Source organism: Streptomyces sp. SudanB182_2057, from assembly GCF_964272715.1.
Taxonomy (GTDB): domain Bacteria; phylum Actinomycetota; class Actinomycetes; order Streptomycetales; family Streptomycetaceae; genus Streptomyces; species Streptomyces rubradiris.
Genome location: NZ_OZ186798.1, coordinates 8,446,791 through 8,466,230 on the forward strand (window position 1 = coordinate 8,446,791; position 19,440 = coordinate 8,466,230).

The following is a 19,440-nucleotide window of genomic DNA, read 5'->3' on the forward strand; positions in this document are numbered from 1 at the left end:
GGTCAGCCGGCGGCAAAAGGAGCGGCCGGAATTCCCGCGGTGACCTTGCGCGGCCGGACGAGCTCGGCCGGCGCCGGGTCCGGTTCCATGACGGCCGGTCGACCGGTCTTCACAACGGAACACCGGTTTGGACGCGGAACCGTATGCCGTCGATCAACTGCCGCCGGGGCCAGACGGGTGGCCGCCCCGCCTTCGTCCCCCTCGGTAACAACGGCTCCAGCACCGCCCAGTGCTCGTCCGTGAGATCTCCCCGTCCCATGAACCGAGAAGATTCACAGCTCAAGATCCACTTTCGATACACGGCCTACTGATCTTTTCGTAAGTTCGGTGGGCAGATGGTCAGGCCGGTATGGGCGAGGAAAGACCATGGCAGTCGGGGGTCGGCGGTGATGCGGTGGATGCCTTGCTCGGTGGCGTCGGCGACATCGGCGAGGTGGTCGCCGGCGAGGTTGGCGAGTTCACGCTTCTTGAGCGAGGACCACAGCAGTTCCACCGGGTTCAGCTCGGGAGCGTAGGCGGGTAATCGTTCCAGGGTGAGCCAGTCCTGTTCGGCGACCCAGGCCCGCATCGCCCGGCTCCAGTGGGCGGACAGGCCGTCCCAGACCAGGACCACTCGCTCGCCGCAATAGAACACCTTCACCTGCTCCAGGACTTCGATGAGCCCGGCGGTGTCGTAGCTGCCGGGCTTGAGGTGGAAGCACAGGCGGGCCCCGCGATCGGGATCGGCGGAGTGGTAGCCCAAGGCTCCGGCCATCGACGCGCGCTTCCAGTTCAGACGGTGCCGCAGGAGCGGAGTCCGCCCTCGGGGCGAGTAGGTGCGGCGGATCTGGGGGAGCAGGGAGACGCCTGATTCGTCGAGGAAGACGATCCAGGCACGTGTGTTCACGGCCCCTTTTTGATGCGCGGCCACTCGTGCGCGATCCACCGGGCGATCTCCGACTCGTCCCGCTCGACCGCCCGCCGCTCGGGCCGTTGCAGGCTCCATCCGAGCCGGCCGGTCAGCAGCCGCCACACCGACGCCCTCGACAACACCACCCCCGTTGCCCGGGTGACGACCGCGCCCACTCGTTCCAGGGTCCACAGATCAGCCTCGAAACCATGAGCCTGGGCACCTTGCTCCAACGCGGCCCGGACCATCTCGACCTGGGTGTCGTCCAGCTTGGGCGGGCGTCCGGTGGCCGCCCGTCTCCGCAGGCCCGAAGCACCGTCTTGCTCCCACACCCGCCGCCAGCGCCGCACACTCTCGGCACATACCCCCACCGCCCTCGCGATCTCCGCATTCGAGACGCCGCCCTCGAACAACTCGACTGCCCGAACACGACGCGCCTCCGCCAACTGAGGCCGCGACAAGGGAGGAAGGGAGGAGCCGACAACCGAAGGGGAAGGTTGATATGCCACCCCAACAGCCTCCCACTCACACGGCCACCACACCCACCGAACTTACGAAAAGATCAGTAATTGCTCGTGGGCGGACCCGCCGTCGCCGATGATCAGCGAGGTGTGGGCGACGACCGCGCCCGGGTGAAGCAGGCGTACCGCGGTCTCGGCGGCGGCCTTCGCCGCCCCGTAAGGGGTCACCGGATCGGGAAGGGCCGTCTCGTCGTAGGGGGAGCGGGAGGCCCCGGAGAAGACGTCGTCGCTGGAGACGTGCACCAGGCGGACCCCCGCCGCGCCGTCCGTTGGGCGAGACGGACGGAACTGTCGGCGGTGACCGCCCAGTCGGCTCCACCGCTGGAGTCGGGGGCGGGGACGAGGCCGGTGTGGCGGGCCCACCGGAAGGCGGCTGCGGGCACCGTCAGGCGCTTGGCGGCCTGGTCATCCGAGGACGAGGCGCTCCAGCCGCTCGAGGCTGCGCTCCATGTTCCCGCGGTTGTGCCGGGGGGCGGGCGACAAGTGCCACAGGACGGACGGCAGGCGGGTCCGGGAGTAGTCGAAGGTTTCCGTGACGGCTGTACGGTCTCCCGCCCCCAGCTCGGTCAGGTGCCAGCGCCAGATCAGGCCCGCGTAGTGCTGCCAGGCGATGGTGCGCCCCTCGGTGAACTCGATCACCCGCAAGGTGATCGAGTACGGAATGACGTGCCGCATCCGCATGCGGAACTCCGCACCGGCGTGCAGCCGTCGCGGGGCGTCGACGGTGGCCCGCACGGAGCCGTCCCCGTTGAGACGAGGGTGGTTGCGCGGATCGGCGAGCGCGTCGAAGAGTGCGCGCGCCGGGGCGTCGATGGTGCGGACGACGGTTACTTGGTGTGCGGCCATGTGCGTCCTTCGGTGCGGTCGTGGCAGTCCTCCCGCGCGGGACGACCAGTGGTGCGGTGGGCGTGGTCCCATGCGGGGTCCTGGTAGTTGAGCCGGCGCAGAAGGGAGTCGGCCGGGTAGAGGTGCGCCTTCTCCTGCTGGTAGCGGGCGAAGACGGCGCGCATGGACCGGACCGTCGAGTCCAGCGCTGTGTCGTGGAACTCGGTCCCCTCCACATACAGCGCGTCCTCCAGCACGCGTCCGTCCTCCACACCCAGGTGCTGCCGCGCGAAATCGGCGATGAGCCTGCTGGTGAGCCGCTTGCGCAGGGAGCCTTGCCGGGGAGGCACCCACGCCGCGCCCCAGTAGAAGTGCGTGGTGTCGTCCGACACGGGATTGAGTGACGTCCAGCCGGTGAGTCGCAGGCCGGTGCGGCCGAGTTCGATGCGGCTCTCCTGGCACAGCGGGGTCACCAGGTCTGCGTGGACCTTCAGGTGGAAGGGTTCGGGCGACAAGGACCGGCCGCGCAGCATGGAGCGCGCCTGGGACAAGGTGGCCACGACGCCCATCTTCTTGTCGTAGGTCACCGGTGCCTGCCGCTCGGCGCGAAAGACCATGTCAATGGCGGGGCGCACCGGGTAGACGCTGTGTGCGTCGATGTGCACGGCGTGCGACTCCAGTACGGCAGGCCGGGAACGCCTGCTCCAATAGGCCGTCTCGGCGTGGGTCCAGATGCAGTGCGGGATGTCGAGAAAGTGGTCCATCCATACCCGCACGTCGCCGTGGACCTCGAAGCAGCCGGACGCCGTCACGTGCCCTTCGGGCAGGCTCTGCTCACGTACGGGGAACGCGGCCTGCGCCGTGTCCTCCACCGACACCCAGATGAGCCCCACCGCTTCCCGGACGAAGTAGCGCCGCACGCTGCACCGGGCCTTGAAGTCGCTGTCGGCCGCGAATTCGGCGGGGACCTCCGCGCAAGCGCCCGTCCCGTCGAACTTGAAGTGGTGGTAGTCGCAGCGGATGTTCTCCCCCTCGACGACGCCATGGGACAGGGCGACGCCGCGATGAGCACACTGATCGGAGAGCGCGCGCAGCCGGCCCGCGGCCGTGCGGAACACCACCACCGGCGATCCCCAGTACATGACGCGCACCGGCGAGCGGCCCAGCTCGCTGGTCTTCAGGACCGGCACCCACATGTTCGGCCTCCTTGGCAGGACATTCGGTGGACCCCTCGAATATCTCCGCGTCGACCGTGGGGAAACTGCGTTGGTATACGTACCTTCGTCCCGTTACCGTTCCTGGACAGGCGCGACGGCGATGCGCACGAGCCGTACTTGCCGCGATCCACCGGATTCGAACCTGTCAGGTCCCCCAACTTCGCGGACCCGCTCGACCAGGTTGTCCCCGTGCACCAGGGCGGTCGCGCCGAGCGAGGTGACGTATTCCTGGTTGGCCGGTCCGGCGGTGCCGATGACGCGGGCGCCGCGGGCGACGGCGAGCTGGACGGCGATGGTGCCGAGCGCACCGGACGCGCCATGGATCAGCAGCGTGTCGCCGGCGGTGACGCCGAGCAGGTCCAGGACGCGTTCGGCGCCGTCACTCGCCACGGGCAGGGCGGCGGCGTGCTTCCACTCCAGGCCGGCCGGCTTGGGCGCGAGGACGGTCGCGCACGCCAGGGCGTACTGCGCGTAGGAGCCGGTGTCGGACCAGCCCAGCACCTCGTCGCCCGCCTTCAGGTGGTCGACGCCTTCACCGATCGCGTCGACCACGCCAGCGATCTCCCCGCCGGGCACGGCGGGCAGAGTGGTGGGGAATAAGGCCTCCATGCCGCCGGAGCGGATCTTGCCGTCCACCGGGTTGACGCCGACGGCGTGGACGCGCACGCGGACCTGGCCGGGGCCGGGCTGGAGTAGGTCGATCTCCGCTTCGTGCAGGACCTCGGTGCCGCCGAACGTGTCGAAAACGATGGCCTTCATGGCTGTTGTCTCTTCGGGTGGTGTTCTCGCGCCGACCACTTCCGTGGCCGGCCACATAACAGTCAGCCCCGATTCTGTGGCTGGCCAAGTAATCGCTCGGCGGTGCCCCTCGCGAGTGTCCCGCCTGCCGTCACACGACGGCGAGCCCAAGCGATCGGAGCATCCCCGCTGCTCGGTAGGCCGGCGTGGATCTGCCGGAACGCGATCGCCGCGGGCCGTGCGCGGGCGGCGACCGGGCTCGTGGGCGACGACGTTCAGGCCGGCCTGGCAGTCGGCGGACGCGGTCTTGGGCCAATCCGCTATCGCGGGAGAGCCAGTCCGAACGTACGCCGCAGGCCCGCGGCCCCCACGTCGGTCACCAGCACCACGCGCGGCGCCTTGCCCCAGCGCACCCACCCCAGCTCGTACAGCCGGGACGTCAGCGCCGCACCCAGCCCGCCGGCGAGGTGGTGGCGGTGCTCGCTCCAGTCGACGCAGTAGCGCACCGCTGGGCGGCGCGGCGGCAAACGGTCGGTGTCGACACCGAGTTCACGCAAGCGTGTCCGGCCGCTGTCGGTGAGCTGGTAGCGGATGTCGTGTCCGTGGGCCGCGGGGCGGTCGCGCAGGGCCTCCTCCGGGCGGTGCACGCCGTCGTGGCCGGTCAGCACGCCTTGGCCGAGTAGTGCGCCCATGAGGCCGGTGCCGAGTTGGCCGGCCAGGTGGTCGTAGCAGGTGCGGGCGCGGCGCAGGGCGCTGGCGCGGTTGCTCTGCCTGAGCGAGGTGACGGGCAGTGGCGGGGCGATCAGGGCCAGGGCTTCGAGGGCGGCGGAGACGTCCGGGCCGGCCAGTCGGTAGTAGCGGTGCCGGCCCTGCCGGCTGACCGTGACGAGTTCGCCCTCGACCAGCTTGGCCAGGTGCGCGCTCGCGGTGGCGGCGCTGACACCGGCCTCGCCGGCGAGCAGGCCGGCGGGCAGGGCGCGGCCATCGCCCAGGCACTTGAGCATCCGGGCCCGAGAAGGGTCGGCGATCAGCGCCGCGGCGCGGGCGATGTCGGTCTGCTGCTTGGGCGGCTCGTCCATCATGCGCGCAGCGTACGACGTCGACACTTCGATGCGCGACGAAGCAATCGGCTCCCATCATGTCTGTAGGAGGGGAACACGGCCTGCCGCCCGGGCAGGTCCGCAAGGAGACCTCACCGGAGAGGACGACCGGCCATGGCGAACCCGACGAGGACCAACGCGAGTGAACCGGCTCCGCATCTGACGGCCGAAGTGCTGCACTACACGGCCTTCACCACGGACCCGGCCGGCGGCAACAGAGCCGGGGTCGTCCTGGACGCCTCCCTTCTGGGCGAAGCCGAAATGGTGGCGATCGCCGCCGAACTCGGATACTCGGAGTCCGCCTTCGTCACCGCCGGGCCGGACCCGGACGACGATCGCTCGTTCACACTGCGGTTCTTCAGCCCCAAGGCGGAGGTGGGCTTCTGCGGCCATGCCACCGTGGCCACGGCGGTGGCGCTCGCCGAGCGCCTCGGTGAAGGCGACTTCGGCTTCCACACCGCCGCGGGCCACGTGCCCGTCACCGTCCGTGAAGAGAGCGGCGTACTCAAAGCCACCCTCACCAGTGTCGAGCCCCGCGTGCTCGCCGCCGATCCGGCAGACGTGGCCGAGGCCTTGGCGGCGCTCGGCTGGCAGCCCGGCGAGCTCGATGACGCCCTGCCTCCGAGAATCGCCTTCGCCGGCGTGCGTCACCTGGTCCTCGCGGCCTCGACCCGTGAGCGGCTGGCCGACCTGGACTACGACTTCGACCGGCTGTTGCGGCTGATGCGGCGGCTCGACCTGACGACCGTGCAGTTGGTGTGGCGTGAGACGGCGACCGTCTTCCACGTCCGCGATCCCTTCCCGATCGGCGGTGTGGTGGAGGACGCCGCGACGGGCGCCGCGGCCGCGGCGTTCGGCGCCTACGCCCGCGACCTCAGCCTCGTCCCGGCCGACGCGCGGCTCACCTTGCACCAGGGCCACGACATGGGCCGCCCGTCACTGCTGGAGGTCGGCCTGCGGGCCGGCGATCCGCGGGTACGCGTCACCGGGGCCGCGATCGCCGTCCGGCCGGTGGCGGCGCCGCGGCCGTAACGGGCCATCGCGCCGGGCGAGCCGCCCGTGAGCCGGGTATCCGAAGCCGGCCTCCGGGCGGCCGGGGAGGCGTGGGCGCTTTCCGGCCGCCGCCGGTCAAGCGGCTCCTGCCGCGGCCGAAGGTCGTCGGCAGTCGTGCCGCGGCGATGCACGCAGGGCCGGTCGGTCCCGTCGATCTCGGCCGGAGACATGCAGGCGGCCGGCGGCACCGTGGACGCCGGACCGCTCCGCCGGGAACTGCCGTCCTCGACAGCGGAGCTCCCGCCAGGCGCCGCGGTGGAGTGGACACGGCGCACCCCGAGCTTCCGATGCCCGGGCCGGGCCGGCGATGCCTCTGGGTGCGGTGCGGACGGGGGACCGACCGGCTCTGACGAGTACCGTGCTCCGGTTGCATGATGTCCTCCGACAGCGCGCACGACCATCTCAGTGGCCTGGACGCGTTCCTGGGCAGCGTGACCGGCGTCGATCTGATCAGCGAACTGTACGGCGAGACAGAAGCCACCCTGGTCTACGACGTCCACACCTCGATCCCGGCCATCGGAACCCAGCGCACCGCCGAATTCTTCCACCTCGCCCAGGGCCGCATTGACACCATCCGCCTGATCTTCGACGCCACTCCCTGGCACGCCGTCCTGCAGGCAGCCACTCCATCCTGACGCCGAACACCCCTGGCGTCCCGACGGTGCCGGCCATCAGCGATTGACCTAGAGGTTCGTCAGGATGAGCAGGGCGTGCAGGAGGTGGGTGGCGCGGGCGGGGTCGGTGCGGAGCTTGGTGAGGATCCGCCAGTTCTTGAGATGGGCGATGCCGTTTCGACAGGTGCGCGTCCGACGGCGAAGACGCGGTTGGCGGTCTTCTCACCGGGGGTGAGCTTCTGGGTGCGGCTGGCGTGGAAGCCGGCGCCGATCACGGGGGCGAGTACGTCGTTGTCCAGGCCGCGGAATCCGAGCTCCGCGAGGGCGCCGAGGCGATCGGGGACGGCACGATCGGGAGACTCCACCGCCGGTCGGGCTCACCTCCCGGTCGGGCTCGTGGGCTGCAACTCCTCGGTGGGCTCCGGTAGGGCCCGGGGACGCGGCCGGGCACGCACCCACCCCGGCGGCGCCGGGAACCACCAGTTGGCGTCGCCGAATAGCTTCATGAGGGCGGGCACCAGCAGCGCGCGGACCACGGTGCAGTCCAGCAGGACGGCGAGCGCGAGACCGACGCCGAACACCTTGAGCAGCAGCAGCGAGGACAGCGCCAGGGACACCGCGACGGTCACGAAGACCAGCGCGGCCGAGGTGAACAGGCGGCCCGTGTGCTGCAGTCCCAGTGCCACGGCCATCGACGTCGGGTGACCGCGGCGGTGCTCCTCGACGATGCGGGAGAGCAGGAACACCTCGTAGTCCATGGACAGACCGAACGCCAGGCAGAACATCAGGCTGGGGACGACGACGTCGGTGACCCCGGTGGCCGAGGCGTCGCCCAGCAGGCTCAGGAAGTGACCGTCCTGGAACACCAGCACCACGACACCGGACGCGGCGCCCAGCGTGAGGACGTTCAGCAGCAGCGCCTTCAGGGGAATCAGGACACTCCTGCTGAACAGGGTCAGCAGGAGCAGCGTCGCCGCGCAGATGATGCCGAGGGCGAAGGGGAGCCGGGCGGTCAGGGCGTCCTCGAGGTCGGCGAGGGCCGCGCCCGGCCCGCCGACCAGCGCGGGCGCCGGCGTGGGCACCGCCCGCAGGGCACGCGCCTGGTCGCTGCCCTCGGGGGACGACGGATTGAGTTCGCGCTCCGGCACGACCGCCAGCCAGGTCCCGCCGCTGCCGGTGTACGCGGCGGCGGCCCGGCCAGGCGCGGCGGTGCGCCGTCCCTCGCGGTAGGTGCCGGTCGCGGCGTCCACCCGGCGCACGTCCGGCACCCGGGAGAGCCGCTCGGCGTACGCGTCGAGGGCGCTGTTCGCCCGTGGTCCGGTGCCGAAGCGGGTCAGGACGACCTGCGCCCGGTCCATTACCGTGGAGTCGAAGTCGGCGCGCAGTTTCGTGGTGATCCGGGCGAGTCGCGTCGACGGCGGCAGGATGCGCTCGTCGTACATGCCCAGCCGTACGTCCGTGACTGGCGCCGCCAGCAGCAGGAGCACGGCGAGCAGGCCGGTGGTCGCCGCGATCGGGTGCCGCATGGTGCGCTGGGCCAGCCGGAACCACCCGCCGCGGGTCACGTCGGGCACCGGGCGGCGCAGCCGTGCGAAGACGTCGAAGCGGTCGATGTGCCGACCCAGCAGCAGCAGGAGGGCGGGCAGCACGGTGAGGGACGCCGCCGCCGAGGCGCAGACGACGGCGATGCCGCCGTAGGCCACGGACTTCAGCAGCGGCTGCGGGAACAGCAGCATGGAGCATAGGCAGGCGGTGAGGGTCGCCGCGGAGTAGACGACGGCGCGCCCGGAGGTGCGCAGCATCACCGTAAGCGCCGCGCGGGGGCGGCGTCCCGAGGCTGTCTCCTCCCGGTGGCGGCGCATCAGCAGCAGGCAGTAGTCGACCGCGAGTCCGAAGCCCAGGATCGTGGTGATGTTGAGGGCGAACGCGGACACGGTGACGTGCTCGGCGAGCAGCCCCAGGAAGACCATGCTGAAACCGGCCGCCAGCGCCCCCACGGCCACCGGCAGCAGCGCCGCCGGCAGACTGCCCAGGACCCACAGCAGGATCAGCAGGACGAGCGGTACGGCCATGAGCTCCGCCTGGTGCAGGCTCCGTTCGCTCAGCCTCTCGGTCTCCGACAGGACCAGGGCCTTGCCCGACATGGACACCCGCAGCGGGCCCACCCGCTCCGGGAAGCGGGCCTGCACGTCCCGTGCCGCCGTGCGTACGGTCTGCTCGTCGCCCCGCAGGTGCACCAGCACCACGGCGGACCGGCCGTCGGTGCTGCGCAGTTCCGGGTCCCGGGCCGGCCAGGCGCAGGTCACCTGGTCCACCCGCGGATCGACCTCCAGCCGACGGCACACCTCGCGCCCGGCCGCGGCCGTCCGCCGTGCGTCGAGCGGCCCGGGGGCGTCCGCGCGGACGATCAGCTGGGGCCCGACGACACCGAACCGGGTGGCCAGCGTGGTCTCGGCGCGGCTGGACTCGGCCGATTCCAGGGTCCAGCCGCCCTGGGACAGCCGCCCCGTCACCCCTTGCGACGCCACGGCGGACAGGCCGCCGAGGAGACAGGCGACCAGCACCACCACCCACGCCCAGCGCCTGGCCTTGCGATCGTCACCGGGCGAGGCGGCCCTGGCCGGCTTCGTCGTCACTTCCATACCACTCCCTCAGGGCCGCGGTGGGTCCTGCCTTGTGCATGGGGCGGGATTTCCGCCGCTGCCGTGGGCGGGGCCGGGGCGGGCGGGGACGCGGAGCGCAGCGGTCCGCCCCGGCGTCCGCCGCCGGCCCGCACGTCACCCGGGTTCCTCGGCCAGGGCCCGGGAGACCAGGAGCGCGGCGCGCTCCAGTTCCTCCTCGGTGTGCGCGGCGGTGACGCCGAGGCGCAGCCGGGCACCGCCGATGGGCACCGCGGGCGGGAACAGCGGACCGACGAGCAGCCCCTGCTCCCGCAGCCGCCGGGTGACCCGGGCGGTGCGGTCGACCGAGCCGACCGGGACCACCACCACGTGGGCGGCCGACCCGGCGATGTCCACACCCGCTGTGCGCAGGCGCTCGCGCAGCGACCGGGCGGTGCGCGCCAGATGCTCGCGCCGCCGGGGCCCCTCCTTCTCCAGCACCTGGAAGGCGGCGAGGGACGCCCCGACGGCGGCGGGCGGCAGCCCGAGTGAGAGCAGGTAGGCGACCGCCGTGTGCCGCAGCGCGTCCACCACGCGCGCGCCGGCGCAGACGAAGCCGCCCGTGGAGGCGAAAGCCTTGCTGAACGTCCCGGTGATCACGTCGACGCGCTCCAGCACACCGAGCTGTTCGGCGGCGCCCCGTCCGCGGGGGCCGAGCGGTCCGGCGCTGTGGGCCTCGTCGACCACCAGCACGGCGTCGTACGCCTCGGCCACGTCCGCGATCTCCGCCAGCGCGGCCAGGTCCCCGTCGGCGCTGAAGAGCCCGTCGACCACGACGATCCGTCTGCCGGGTCCGGTGCCGCGGCGCAGCAACTCGTGCAGATGCTGGGCGTCGTTGTGGCGGAACGGCGCCATGCGGGCTCCGGACAGCTGGATGCCCAGGGTGATGGAGCCGTGGTTGAGGTGGTCGGTCAGCACGGTGTCCCCGGGCCGGGCCAGCGTGGCCAGCGCTCCCACGTTGGCCTGCATGCCGGTCGGGAAGAGCAGCGCCGCCGGCTTGCCGAAGTAGTCTGCGACGGTCGTTTCGAGCTGCTGGTGCAGCGTGGTGAAACCGCCCACCGCCTGGGTGCCGTAGGCGCCGGTGCCGAAGCGCTCGACCGCCTCGATCGCCGCGTGCCTGACCTGGTTCAGACGGGACAGCGCGAGGTAGTCGGCCGAGGCGAAGACGGTGACCGGCTGCTCGTCACCGTCGGCCGAGCGGATGCGGGCCGTGGTGTCGCAGGCCTCGGCGACGACGGGGAAGAGGGGGTAGCAGCCTTGCCGGCGCCAGGTGTCGACGGTGTCGAGCGCGCTGTTCACTGCCGGGGAAAAGTCCATCAGAGCCGTCCTCGGGGGGTGGGCTGTGTCGCGGGCAGGGGAGCGGGCACCGCGTTCACGCCGCGGCCGCCGTCACCGACTCGGCGAACGCGTCCAGCAGAGGGCCCACGGGGAGGGTCGGGTACAGGTGCTCGGCGAGGGGCACGATGTCCAGGGCGACGTCGAACTCCTCCTCGACGGCGGCCAGCGTCTCCGACAGCAACAGCGAGTCCAGACCGACGCGTTCCAGCGTCGCCTCCTCGTCCAGGCTTTGCGGCGTCAGCAGCAGCCGGGCGGCGAGCAGCGCCTTGACCGTCTCGCGCACGTCGTTCCCCACGCCTGAGAGGGTTTCCGTCACGTCGCTCTCCTCGTTCGGTGTGTGCGGGTCATCGGGATACGGTCGCGAGCTGGGCGGTCCGGTTCCAGCACCGGCCGAGCCGGTCCGTGCGCAGTTCCTCGGCCAGGTGCAGCCGCCGCACCTTGCCGCTGGTGGTCCTGGGCAGGGCGCCGCGCCGTCCCACGTAGATCTCCTGCACCGGCAGGCCGAAGTCCCGCAGGACGGCGAGCCGGACGGTGTCCGCGAGCCGTGCCTGCTCGTCCTGGCCGGTGGCGCGCAGGACCTCGAGGAAGAGCACCAGGTCGTCGGCGGTCTCACGCCGGGCGACGGCCACGGCCGCGGCGGCGCCCAGGAGCACGGGTTCGGCGGCGAGGGCCGTCTGCTCGACGTCGGCGGGTGCGATCGTGCGGCCCGCGTGCTTGATGACCTCCTTGATCCGGCCCACGACGTACAACTCGCCGTCGACGAAGGCACCGAGGTCCCCGGTGGGCACCAGCCCGTCCGGCCCGCGGGCGGGGACCTGGCGTCCTTCGGAGCCGACGATCCACTCGCAGGCGGACTCGCCACCGATGCGAATCTCCCCGACCGCGCCGGGTGGCGCGGGGACGCCGTCGGCCGTGACGATCCGGACCTCGGTGCCCTCCAACGGCACGCCATGGCCGATGAGCGACCTCGCCGGCGCCTGCCCGGACGTGGCGGCCGGCACCTCGGTGAGCCGGCCGGCTTCGAGCCGCTCCGGGTCGGCCGCGATGACGGCGGACCGGGTCAGCGGCCGGCGCAGGGTCACCGCCAGGCAGTTCTCGGCCAGGCCGTATCCGGGAAGGAGCGTGTGGCGGCGCAGGCCGTACGGCGCGAACACGGCCTCGAACCGGTCGCACAGCTGCGGCGAGATGCGTTCGGAGCCGACGACGAGCGCCTGCAGGGCGGACAGGTCGAGCCCCGCGAGCCGGGCCGGGACGCGCTCGGCCCGCCGCATCGTCAGGTCGAGGGCGAACGGGGGCCCGCTGGAGTGGGTCGCGCCGAAGGAGGACATCGCCTCCACCCAGCGCAGGGGGTCGCGCACGAACGCGCCGGGCGCCAGGGCGTGGAAGGCCGAACCGCCGTACAGGCAGCCCAGGAAGCTGCCGATGAGCCCCATGTCGTGGGAGAGCGGCAGCCAGGTCACGCCCCGGCCCGCGACGAGCCCGATGCGCCGGAGGAACGCCCACACGTTCACCACGAGGTTGCGGTGGCTGAGCAGGATGCCCTTGGGGGCGGCCAGGCTCCCGGAGCTGAACTGCAGCAGGGCCGCCTGCTGCGGCAGCACCGGCGGCAGCGGGTGCGGCTCCCCCGCCCCGGCCACGTCCTCGGTGGCCACGTCCTCGACGCGCAGAACGGTCAGATCCAAACCGGCGGTTGCCAGCAGGTCCGCTCGGGCGACGGCGTCCCCGCACGTGAGGTAGCAGCCGGCCCCGCTGGCGCGGACAATGCCGGTCACCCGCCGGTTGTCCGCCGAGTCGGGCCGCACACTCGGGGTGGCGGCCACAGGCACCAGCACGGCACCGGCCGCCAGAACCCCCAGCGCCGCGCAGAGCACGGCGGTAGAGGTGCCCGTCTCCACGACAACACGGGCGCCCGGCTCGACACCCACACCGCGCAGTCGCGCGGCGCAGGCCGTCGCCCTGGCCCACAGCTCCGGATACGTGAGCCGGACGTCTTCCGCCGCCCCCACGGTCTTGGCCACGCCCGCTTCGGCATGGGCACGTACCGCATCGACCAAGGTGTCGTGGGGCGCGGCGACACTACCGCTCTGCCTCAATGTGTTCCCTCTCGAAATCGTCTCCTGCACCCCGCCGCAGCGTCAGCCGCGTACGGGCCGGGCCCCACCGGAAGATACACTAAGTAGCCACCATGGCACTGTGTGTAATATCCGGTGTTGCCCTCGCCGCCCGACCACAGCGACCCAGGAGACCTGGCTCAATGGCCTACGCGAAGCAGACGGGTCCACCACCCCGCACCCGTCAACCGCTCACCGCCGTGCGGGTGCACGGCGTCGACTCCCGAGCCGACCACGGCGCCTTCCTGAATCTGCCCCACCGCCTCCACGGCGATCTGCCGCTGTGGGTCCCGCCGTTGCGGACGGAGCAGCGACGGCAGGTGGACCGGAGGACCAACCCCTTCTTCGAGACCGGCTCGGTGCGACTCTTCCTCGCCCGGCGGGGACGGGACGTGGTCGGCCGGATCGCCGCGATCGACAACCCCGCCCACAACGCCCACCACGGCACCCGGCACGGCTTCTTCGGTCTGTTCGACTGCGCCGACGACCCGGACGCGGCGCGGGCGCTCCTCGCCTCCGCGACCGCCTGGCTGCGCGAGCGGGGCCACGAGCGCATGGTCGGCCCGGTCGACTTCACGACGAACGACCAGTGCGGTGTGCTCACCGAGGGCTTCGAGGAGCCCCCGGCCGTCCTCATGCCGTACAACCCGCCCTACTACGCCGAACTGCTGGCGGCGGGCGGGCTGGAGCCGGCCATGGACCTGCTGGCCTGGGAGATCCCCCTCGATCTGCACGACCGTCCGCGGGCCGAGCGGCTCGCCCGCCATGTGGCACGCACCGTCCGGGGCCTGCGCGTACGGCCGGTCGACCTGCGGGACTTCGCCGCCGAGACGGTCGTCCTGCGCCGCCTCTACCAGGAGGCCTGGCAGCACAACTGGGGCTACTCGCCGCCGTCGGAGAAGGAGTTCGACGCCCTGGCGAAGCAACTGCGCCGCGCGGCACGGCCGGAGCTGGTGCTGATCGCCGAGGTGGACGGGGAGCCGGCCGCCTTCACGCTGGTGCTGCCGGACGTCGCCCCGGCGCTGCGGGCGGCCCGCGGGCGGCTGCACACCTGCGGCGTGCCTCTCGGGCTGGTGCGGTACCTGCGCGCGGCCCGGCACATCACCCGGGTACGGGTGGTCGCCGCCGGCGTGCTGCGCCAGTACCGCGGCCGGGGCCTGGACACGCTGCTCCACGTGGAGGTGTCGCGCAGGGCGCGGCGCCTCGGCTACCGCACCGCCGAGGTGTCCTGGACCCTGGCGGACAACCAGGCCGCCAACCGGACGCTGGCCGCCTTCGGGGCCCGGGTGTCCAAACGGTACGCGCTGTACGAGGGCCCCGTGTGACCGGCCGCCGCCGCGTCCGCCCGCAGCCGGACCCGCGTCCGGCCCCTTCCGCTCCGCCTCTCACCCCAGGGACACGTATGACAGCCGTGAGTCCCGCACGCGCCGAGCGCCTCAGCGCCTCACCGCCCCTCTTCGACTCGCCGTTCCTCGACCGCTTCACCCGCGTGCACCCGGCGCTGCCGGCCGTGCTCTACGGTCCCGCCGCGGCCGTCCTCGTGGTCGCCTCGGTGCACGTCTCCGGCTGGCTCACGGCCCTGCCGGCCTTCGTCACCGGTTACCTGGTCTGGACGCTGACCGAGTACTGGGTGCACCGGCTGGTGTTCCACTGGGAGCCGTCCTGCGGCTGGGGCCGCCGGTTGCACTGGACCCTGCACGGCATCCACCACGAGCACCCCAACGACGTCCGCCGGGTGGTGATGCCGCCGGTGGTGAGCCTGCCGGTCGCCGCGGTGTCGATGGCCCTGTTCGAGCTCCTGCCCGGCCGGGGCGTCGGCCACGCCGTCACCGCGGGCTTCTTCACGGCGTACGCCGTCTACGAGACGGTGCACTACCGCGTCCACCACCACCGCCCTTCCGGCAGGGTCGGCAGGACGCTGCGGCGCAGGCACCTGCTGCACCACTTCGACGACCACGAGCGCGGCTTCGGCGTCTCCTGTCCCTACTGGGACCACGTCTTCGGCACGGCCCCGAGAACCCGCTCGGGCCGGACCGGGGAGCCCGGGAGCCTGCTCGGCGACGCCGGCTCGCAGCCCGCTGGCTGAAAGGCCGGCCCGCCGGCCTCCGCGTCACAGGGGCACGCTGTGGCGCGGAGGTGCCTCCGCCGGTCGCGGCAGTACGGTCTGGGTCCGTGGCCAGGCCGCGTTGAGGCGCGGTGCGAGGAGCCGTACGGCCGCGGCCAGGGCCAGGCCGGCCAGCACGTCGACCACGTAGTGCCACCGCAGGTACAGGGTGGACAGGCCGATCGCGACGAGTAGAGGCGACAGCAGCCACAGCAGCGGCCGGCAGTCCCGCCAGGCCAGCAAGCCGGCCAGGGTCGTGGTGGCGATGTGCAGACTGGGGAAGGCGTCGACGTTGTTGTTGTGCGCCCGGTAGTGGGCGATCCACCAGTTGCCCTCGATCGAGACGGTGAACCGGTCGGCCAGTTCGTACCAGGGGCCGATCGCCGGCAGCAGGAAGTAGCCGGCGAAACCCGCGCAGTGGCCGAGCGTCAACGCCAGGATCAGGTCGGACAGTTCGCGATGGCGGCCGCGTACGGCCAGGACCACCGCGAGTGAGACCGGCGGCACCCACAGGCAGAAGTAGACCCAGCACAGCGCCGCCGTCAGCGTGGGGTGCATCAGCGGCTCCACCATCGTCAGCGGGTCGCGGCCGCCGAGCAGCCACCGGTCGGCGCGGGCGAGCGCCGCGTCGTATCGGGCCGGGTGCACCATCGGGACGGCCCAGCGCAGGCTCGGGTACAGCAGCAGGCACAGCGCCAGGGCGAGCAGGCCGCGGGCGTGTCCGGTGAGGCGCGCGCGTCTGCCGTGCCACACCGGGCACCATGCCGCGGCCGCGCACCACAGGGCCGCCAGCACCGCCGAAGCGGCCAGCGCTAACCGGGAGTCGGGGTGCCCGACGGCCGAGGGACGTGCGACGGCGAGCAGGGCCAGGAGGACGAGGAAAGGCAGCACGACGGCTTCCCCGGGCTCCAGCAGGGACAGGATGGTGCGGGTCCGGGTGCCCGTCCTGGTGGTCGCCGTCCGCATGCGCCGCTCCGTGACTTCTCGGTTGAATCACCCTGTATACCCTCATGAACGCCGAAATCGGCGACCGGTCACGAGGGGGACGGCGAGGCGGTTGGCGCGGTCAGCGGGCCTGGGGCCGGCCGGCCAAGCAGGCCGGGGCGAAGAAGACGGCGGGCCGCCGGTCGCGCAGCGCCTGACCCCGGCGGCGCGGTTGACGGTGACGGGGTCATGTTCACGGCTGGTCGAGGATGTCGTGGCCGCTGATGAGGCGCCAGACGACGTGCTGTTCACCGGGGCGGCGGCGGGTCCGTATTCCCGTGTGGCGCGCCTGCGGAGCCGGGGCCCATGGACCAGGTGATTGCGTAGACGCCGAGTGTCTGCCGGACGCGTTTGACGCGCAGGCCGGGGCGGAAGCGCCTGGTGTGTACGTCGGGGACGAACACGTGCAGGAAGCGCACCGGAGCGCTCCGGTGCGCTTCGACGTGAGGCCGAACGCGCTGGCGCGCACGATGCGGTCGGTGCCGCGAAGGAGCCAGTGTGCCTCCCAGCGTGACCAGGACGCGTGAGTGCGGGAGCGGTGACGGCCGGATCGACTGGGTGGCTATCGGCAGCTGAACTGGCCATCTCGGCCTGTGGCCAGGCCACGGCTACTTCGCTGTCGCGTGTGACGTCCATGTGGGCGTCGATCCGCACTCCCGTAACTCCTACAAACACCGCATCGGGAACCCGCGCGTGACAGTCTCATGCGTCTCGATCGCTACTTTGCCCGAGAAATCGGCCACTTGATCAGGCTCACACCGCCGTGATGGCCACTGGAGACGCAGTCGTAGGCTATGAAGCATGAAGATCAGGGTCCGTGACGCTCATCCAGCCGACGTCGAATGGATGAGCAACAACACCGAGGGCTGGACGGTCACCGTCGAGAAGCAGGAGGGGGCCGCCCCCTGGCGGAGGTGCTGCACGCCCTGATCGCAGAGTATTCCGACCAAGGCGTGCGTATGGGATGGCTCACTCCAGTCTTCAGCGCGCGGCAGGCGGCGACCTGAAGGATCGGCATCGTCTGTCGGCATAGTCGTCCAGGGTCCCTTCCTGCGGGAACGGTTGTCGAGGGTAATGCCGAGCTGTTCCGCACCTGCGCGACCCTCGGCCAACTCGACGGTGGGGGAGACGAGGACGGAGTGGTGGCCCAGGCCACCCACATGACGTTGCGCATGCTCGCCGAGCGCATCGAACAGCTCACCGGACAGATCAATGAGCTGAACCAACCCCTGACCCGGCTCGTCGAACGCCACGCCCCACAGCTGCTCGTACCGGTAGGCATCGGCCCGGACAGCGCCGTCACTCTCCTGATCACCATGGGAGACAACCCCGAGCGGCTGAACACCGAAGCTTCCTTTGCTGCCCTTTGCGGAGTCAGCCCCGTCGAGTATTCGTCGAGCCGGCGGAGCACGCGCCGGCTCGACTACGGCGGCGACCGTCAGGCGAACGCCGCCCTGCACCGCATGGTGTTCACCCGGCTGCGATACGACCCGCGCACGCAGGCGTACTTCGAACGCCGCACTCAGGAGGGCAATAACCGACGCGACATCCGATGCCTCAAACGATATGTCGCCCGAGAAGTGCTCAACCTGGTCAGGACGGTATCCAGCGTCTCCCCCTGTAATATGGGCGTCCGTGAGCGGCACGACCGCCGTCGGGATGAGTCACACCCGCGAAGTCCTGGGCTGGGAAACCCCGGCCGAGCACTTCGCCGGCGATCAGACCTTCGCGGCCGTGCGTGTCTTGATGGTGAGGGCGGCCAGGGCCATCATCAGGGCTCCGAAGAGCGCGGCGCAGGCGTACATGGTGAAGCCGATGTCGGCGTTGCCCGCCTCGATGAGGGCGCCGCCGATCCACGGGCCGAATATGGCGCCGAAGCGGCCCATGCCGGAGACCCAGCCGAGGGCGGTGGGGCGGTCCTCGTCGTTGTGGTGGGTGCCGACTGTGGCGTAGACCATGGTCTGGCCGGAGAAGAGCAGCAGTCCGGCGAAGAAGACCACCGCGTACAGGACGCCGACCGGCATCTTGATGCCCATGAGGTAGACGAAGACGGCGGTCAGAAGGAACCAGGCGATGACGACCTTGCGCGGGCCGATGCGGTCGGCGGTGCGGCCGGCGATGAGCATGCCGCAGATGCCGCCGACGTTCAGGAACGTCGAGAAGAGCAGCGAGTCGCCGGTGCCGTAACCGAGCTCGACCATGATCTTCGGCAGCCACTGGCCGACTCCGTAGACCAGCAGCAGACCCGCGAAGGAGGTCAGCCAGAAGCAGAGGGTGGTGGACCACTGGCTGTGCCGGAAGAGGTTCTTCAGCGCGTCCAGCTTGTCCCCGCGGTGCGCCTTCGGCTCGGCCAGTTCGGTGCCGTAGGCGGCGGCGAGCAGCTCGGCGTCGGCGTGGCGGCCGCGGGTAAGCAGGTTGGTGGGCGACTCGGGCAGCAGCTTGAAGGCGACCGGGAGCAGGATGAGGGCGGGCACCGCGGAGGCGATGAAGGCCGTTCGCCAGCCGTGGTCGTCGACCAGCCAGAGGGCGATCAGCGGGGCCAGGGCGCCGCCGGCCTGGTGGGCAGTCATGATGACGCCGGTGGCGAGGGCGCGGCGGCCGCGGGAGGTGAACTCCATGCCGTACGAGATCGCGATCGGCAGCAGCGCGCCGAGGCCGAAGCCGCACACGAAGCGGAAGAAGCCGAACTGGCCCGAGGACTGGGACCAGCCGGTGCCCAGCGTGGCGAGGGTGAAGATCACGACGCTGACGAAGACGGTGACGCGGCGGCCGATCCAGTTCGAGGCCATGCCGGACAGGATCGTGCCGAGCAGCATGCCGAAGTTGGCGTAACTGCCGATCGTGCCGGCGAGGTCGGGGGTGAGGCCGAGGCTGTGGCCGCCGAGCATCTTCGGGAGAACGGAGCCGTAGATGAACGTGTCGATGCCGTCGAGGAGGACGAGTCCCCAGCACAGGGCGATGACGGCGGTGCGGCTACGGCGGGTCGCTGTCCCGGTCGCCGGGGCGAGCGGGGAGGTCGTGGAGGAGGACATCGTTGTTTCCTCTCGTGCGGGACGTCAGGACGGGGCCTTGGTCCCTGGCTGCAAGGGCAATGGGGTCGGTGCGGCTCGCGCGGCCGGTGGGGGAGGACGGACGGAGCATGCCCCCGAGCTTCGGACTCCGCGGAGGGGGGGGAGCCTCAAGCTCGCTGTGGCGTAGACGTTAAGAAGCCATAGCCATTACGTCAACACTTTTGTTAACAATCCAGGCAGCGATTCGGCCCCGGGGTACGGGTGGTGGCCGTTCC

Annotated in this window: 15 protein-coding genes and 4 pseudogenes; 5 read left to right on the plus strand and 14 right to left on the minus strand. The window is 71.5% G+C overall.

Features of this window, described 5'->3' with window-relative positions; translation table 11 throughout:
• Positions 1-115: 115 nt before the first annotated feature.
• From ACSURM_RS37315 to ACSURM_RS37350, 8 genes and pseudogenes are all read right to left on the minus strand, one after another.
• Positions 116-259: pseudogene (locus ACSURM_RS37315) on the minus strand (transposase); the annotation flags it as partial.
• A 45-nt stretch (positions 260-304) separates the two neighbouring features.
• Positions 305-886 (minus strand): IS630 family transposase, encoded by a 582-nt coding sequence (locus ACSURM_RS37320; protein WP_436955259.1) that lies wholly within the window; start codon positions 884-886, stop codon positions 305-307.
• Positions 883-1,431 carry a winged helix-turn-helix domain-containing protein gene (locus ACSURM_RS37325; RefSeq protein ID WP_436960616.1) on the minus strand — a complete coding sequence of 183 codons (549 nt, stop codon included), beginning with the start codon at positions 1,429-1,431 and terminating at the stop codon, positions 883-885. Before ACSURM_RS37325 ends, ACSURM_RS37320 begins: the two co-directional genes overlap by 4 nt.
• Positions 1,432-1,452: 21 nt before the next feature.
• A pseudogene (locus tag ACSURM_RS37330) lies at positions 1,453-1,793 on the minus strand (sugar nucleotide-binding protein); the annotation flags it as partial.
• 22 nt (positions 1,794-1,815) lie between these two features.
• Positions 1,816-2,256, minus strand: coding sequence for an SRPBCC family protein (locus ACSURM_RS37335; RefSeq protein WP_436960618.1), 441 nt, complete (start codon positions 2,254-2,256; stop codon positions 1,816-1,818).
• Complete coding sequence (locus ACSURM_RS37340; RefSeq protein ID WP_436960619.1) at positions 2,238-3,431, minus strand: Rieske 2Fe-2S domain-containing protein; 1,194 nt, start codon at positions 3,429-3,431, stop codon at positions 2,238-2,240. Before ACSURM_RS37340 ends, ACSURM_RS37335 begins: the two co-directional genes overlap by 19 nt.
• Positions 3,432-3,596: 165 nt before the next feature.
• Positions 3,597-4,211 (minus strand): annotated as a pseudogene (locus tag ACSURM_RS37345) (NADP-dependent oxidoreductase); the annotation flags it as partial.
• A gap of 299 nt (positions 4,212-4,510) precedes the next feature.
• Positions 4,511-5,272, minus strand: a complete 762-nt coding sequence (locus tag ACSURM_RS37350; protein ID WP_436960621.1) for an ArsR/SmtB family transcription factor — start codon at positions 5,270-5,272, stop codon at positions 4,511-4,513.
• A gap of 132 nt (positions 5,273-5,404) precedes the next feature.
• Here ACSURM_RS37350 and ACSURM_RS37355 point away from each other — a divergent pair, with 132 nt between their 5' ends.
• Both ACSURM_RS37355 and ACSURM_RS37360 read left to right on the plus strand, forming a co-directional pair.
• The gene (locus ACSURM_RS37355; protein ID WP_436960623.1) at positions 5,405-6,322 is read left to right on the plus strand and encodes a PhzF family phenazine biosynthesis protein; all 918 of its coding nucleotides are present in this window, start codon (positions 5,405-5,407) and stop codon (positions 6,320-6,322) included.
• A gap of 392 nt (positions 6,323-6,714) precedes the next feature.
• Positions 6,715-6,978, plus strand: a complete 264-nt coding sequence (locus ACSURM_RS37360; RefSeq protein WP_436960625.1) for a hypothetical protein — start codon at positions 6,715-6,717, stop codon at positions 6,976-6,978.
• 356 nt (positions 6,979-7,334) lie between these two features.
• Here ACSURM_RS37360 and ACSURM_RS37365 read toward each other — a convergent pair whose 3' ends face one another.
• The 4 genes from ACSURM_RS37365 to ACSURM_RS37380 form a co-directional block, all read right to left on the minus strand.
• Complete coding sequence (locus ACSURM_RS37365; RefSeq protein WP_436960627.1) at positions 7,335-9,599, minus strand: MMPL family transporter; 2,265 nt, start codon at positions 9,597-9,599, stop codon at positions 7,335-7,337.
• Positions 9,600-9,734: 135 nt separating this feature from the next.
• Positions 9,735-10,934, minus strand: coding sequence for an aminotransferase class I/II-fold pyridoxal phosphate-dependent enzyme (locus ACSURM_RS37370; RefSeq protein WP_436960629.1), 1,200 nt, complete (start codon positions 10,932-10,934; stop codon positions 9,735-9,737).
• A gap of 55 nt (positions 10,935-10,989) precedes the next feature.
• Positions 10,990-11,271 (minus strand): acyl carrier protein, encoded by a 282-nt coding sequence (locus ACSURM_RS37375; protein ID WP_436960631.1) that lies wholly within the window; start codon positions 11,269-11,271, stop codon positions 10,990-10,992.
• A 28-nt stretch (positions 11,272-11,299) separates the two neighbouring features.
• Positions 11,300-12,973: an AMP-binding protein gene (locus tag ACSURM_RS37380; RefSeq protein WP_436960632.1), complete on the minus strand. Its 1,674-nt coding sequence runs from the start codon at positions 12,971-12,973 to the stop codon at positions 11,300-11,302.
• A 236-nt stretch (positions 12,974-13,209) separates the two neighbouring features.
• On the opposite strand from ACSURM_RS37380, the gene ACSURM_RS37385 reads away from it, so the two are divergent.
• Both ACSURM_RS37385 and ACSURM_RS37390 read left to right on the plus strand, forming a co-directional pair.
• Positions 13,210-14,391 carry an N-acetyltransferase family protein gene (locus tag ACSURM_RS37385; protein ID WP_436960634.1) on the plus strand — a complete coding sequence of 394 codons (1,182 nt, stop codon included), beginning with the start codon at positions 13,210-13,212 and terminating at the stop codon, positions 14,389-14,391.
• Between the two features lie 77 nt (positions 14,392-14,468).
• A complete protein-coding gene (locus ACSURM_RS37390) occupies positions 14,469-15,152 on the plus strand; it encodes a sterol desaturase family protein (RefSeq protein WP_436960636.1) in 684 nt (227 codons plus the stop codon).
• 24 nt (positions 15,153-15,176) lie between these two features.
• Here the strand turns inward: ACSURM_RS37390 and ACSURM_RS37395 are convergent, their stop codons facing one another.
• Positions 15,177-16,136, minus strand: coding sequence for a phosphatase PAP2 family protein (locus ACSURM_RS37395; protein ID WP_436960638.1), 960 nt, complete (start codon positions 16,134-16,136; stop codon positions 15,177-15,179).
• A gap of 1,334 nt (positions 16,137-17,470) precedes the next feature.
• Between ACSURM_RS37395 and ACSURM_RS37400 the strand changes: the two are divergent.
• Positions 17,471-17,605 (plus strand): annotated as a pseudogene (locus tag ACSURM_RS37400) (transposase); the annotation flags it as partial.
• Positions 17,606-17,872: 267 nt separating this feature from the next.
• On the opposite strand, the gene ACSURM_RS37405 reads toward ACSURM_RS37400, so the two are convergent.
• Complete coding sequence (locus ACSURM_RS37405) at positions 17,873-19,186, minus strand: MFS transporter (protein WP_436960640.1); 1,314 nt, start codon at positions 19,184-19,186, stop codon at positions 17,873-17,875.
• Positions 19,187-19,440: the final 254 nt, after the last annotated feature.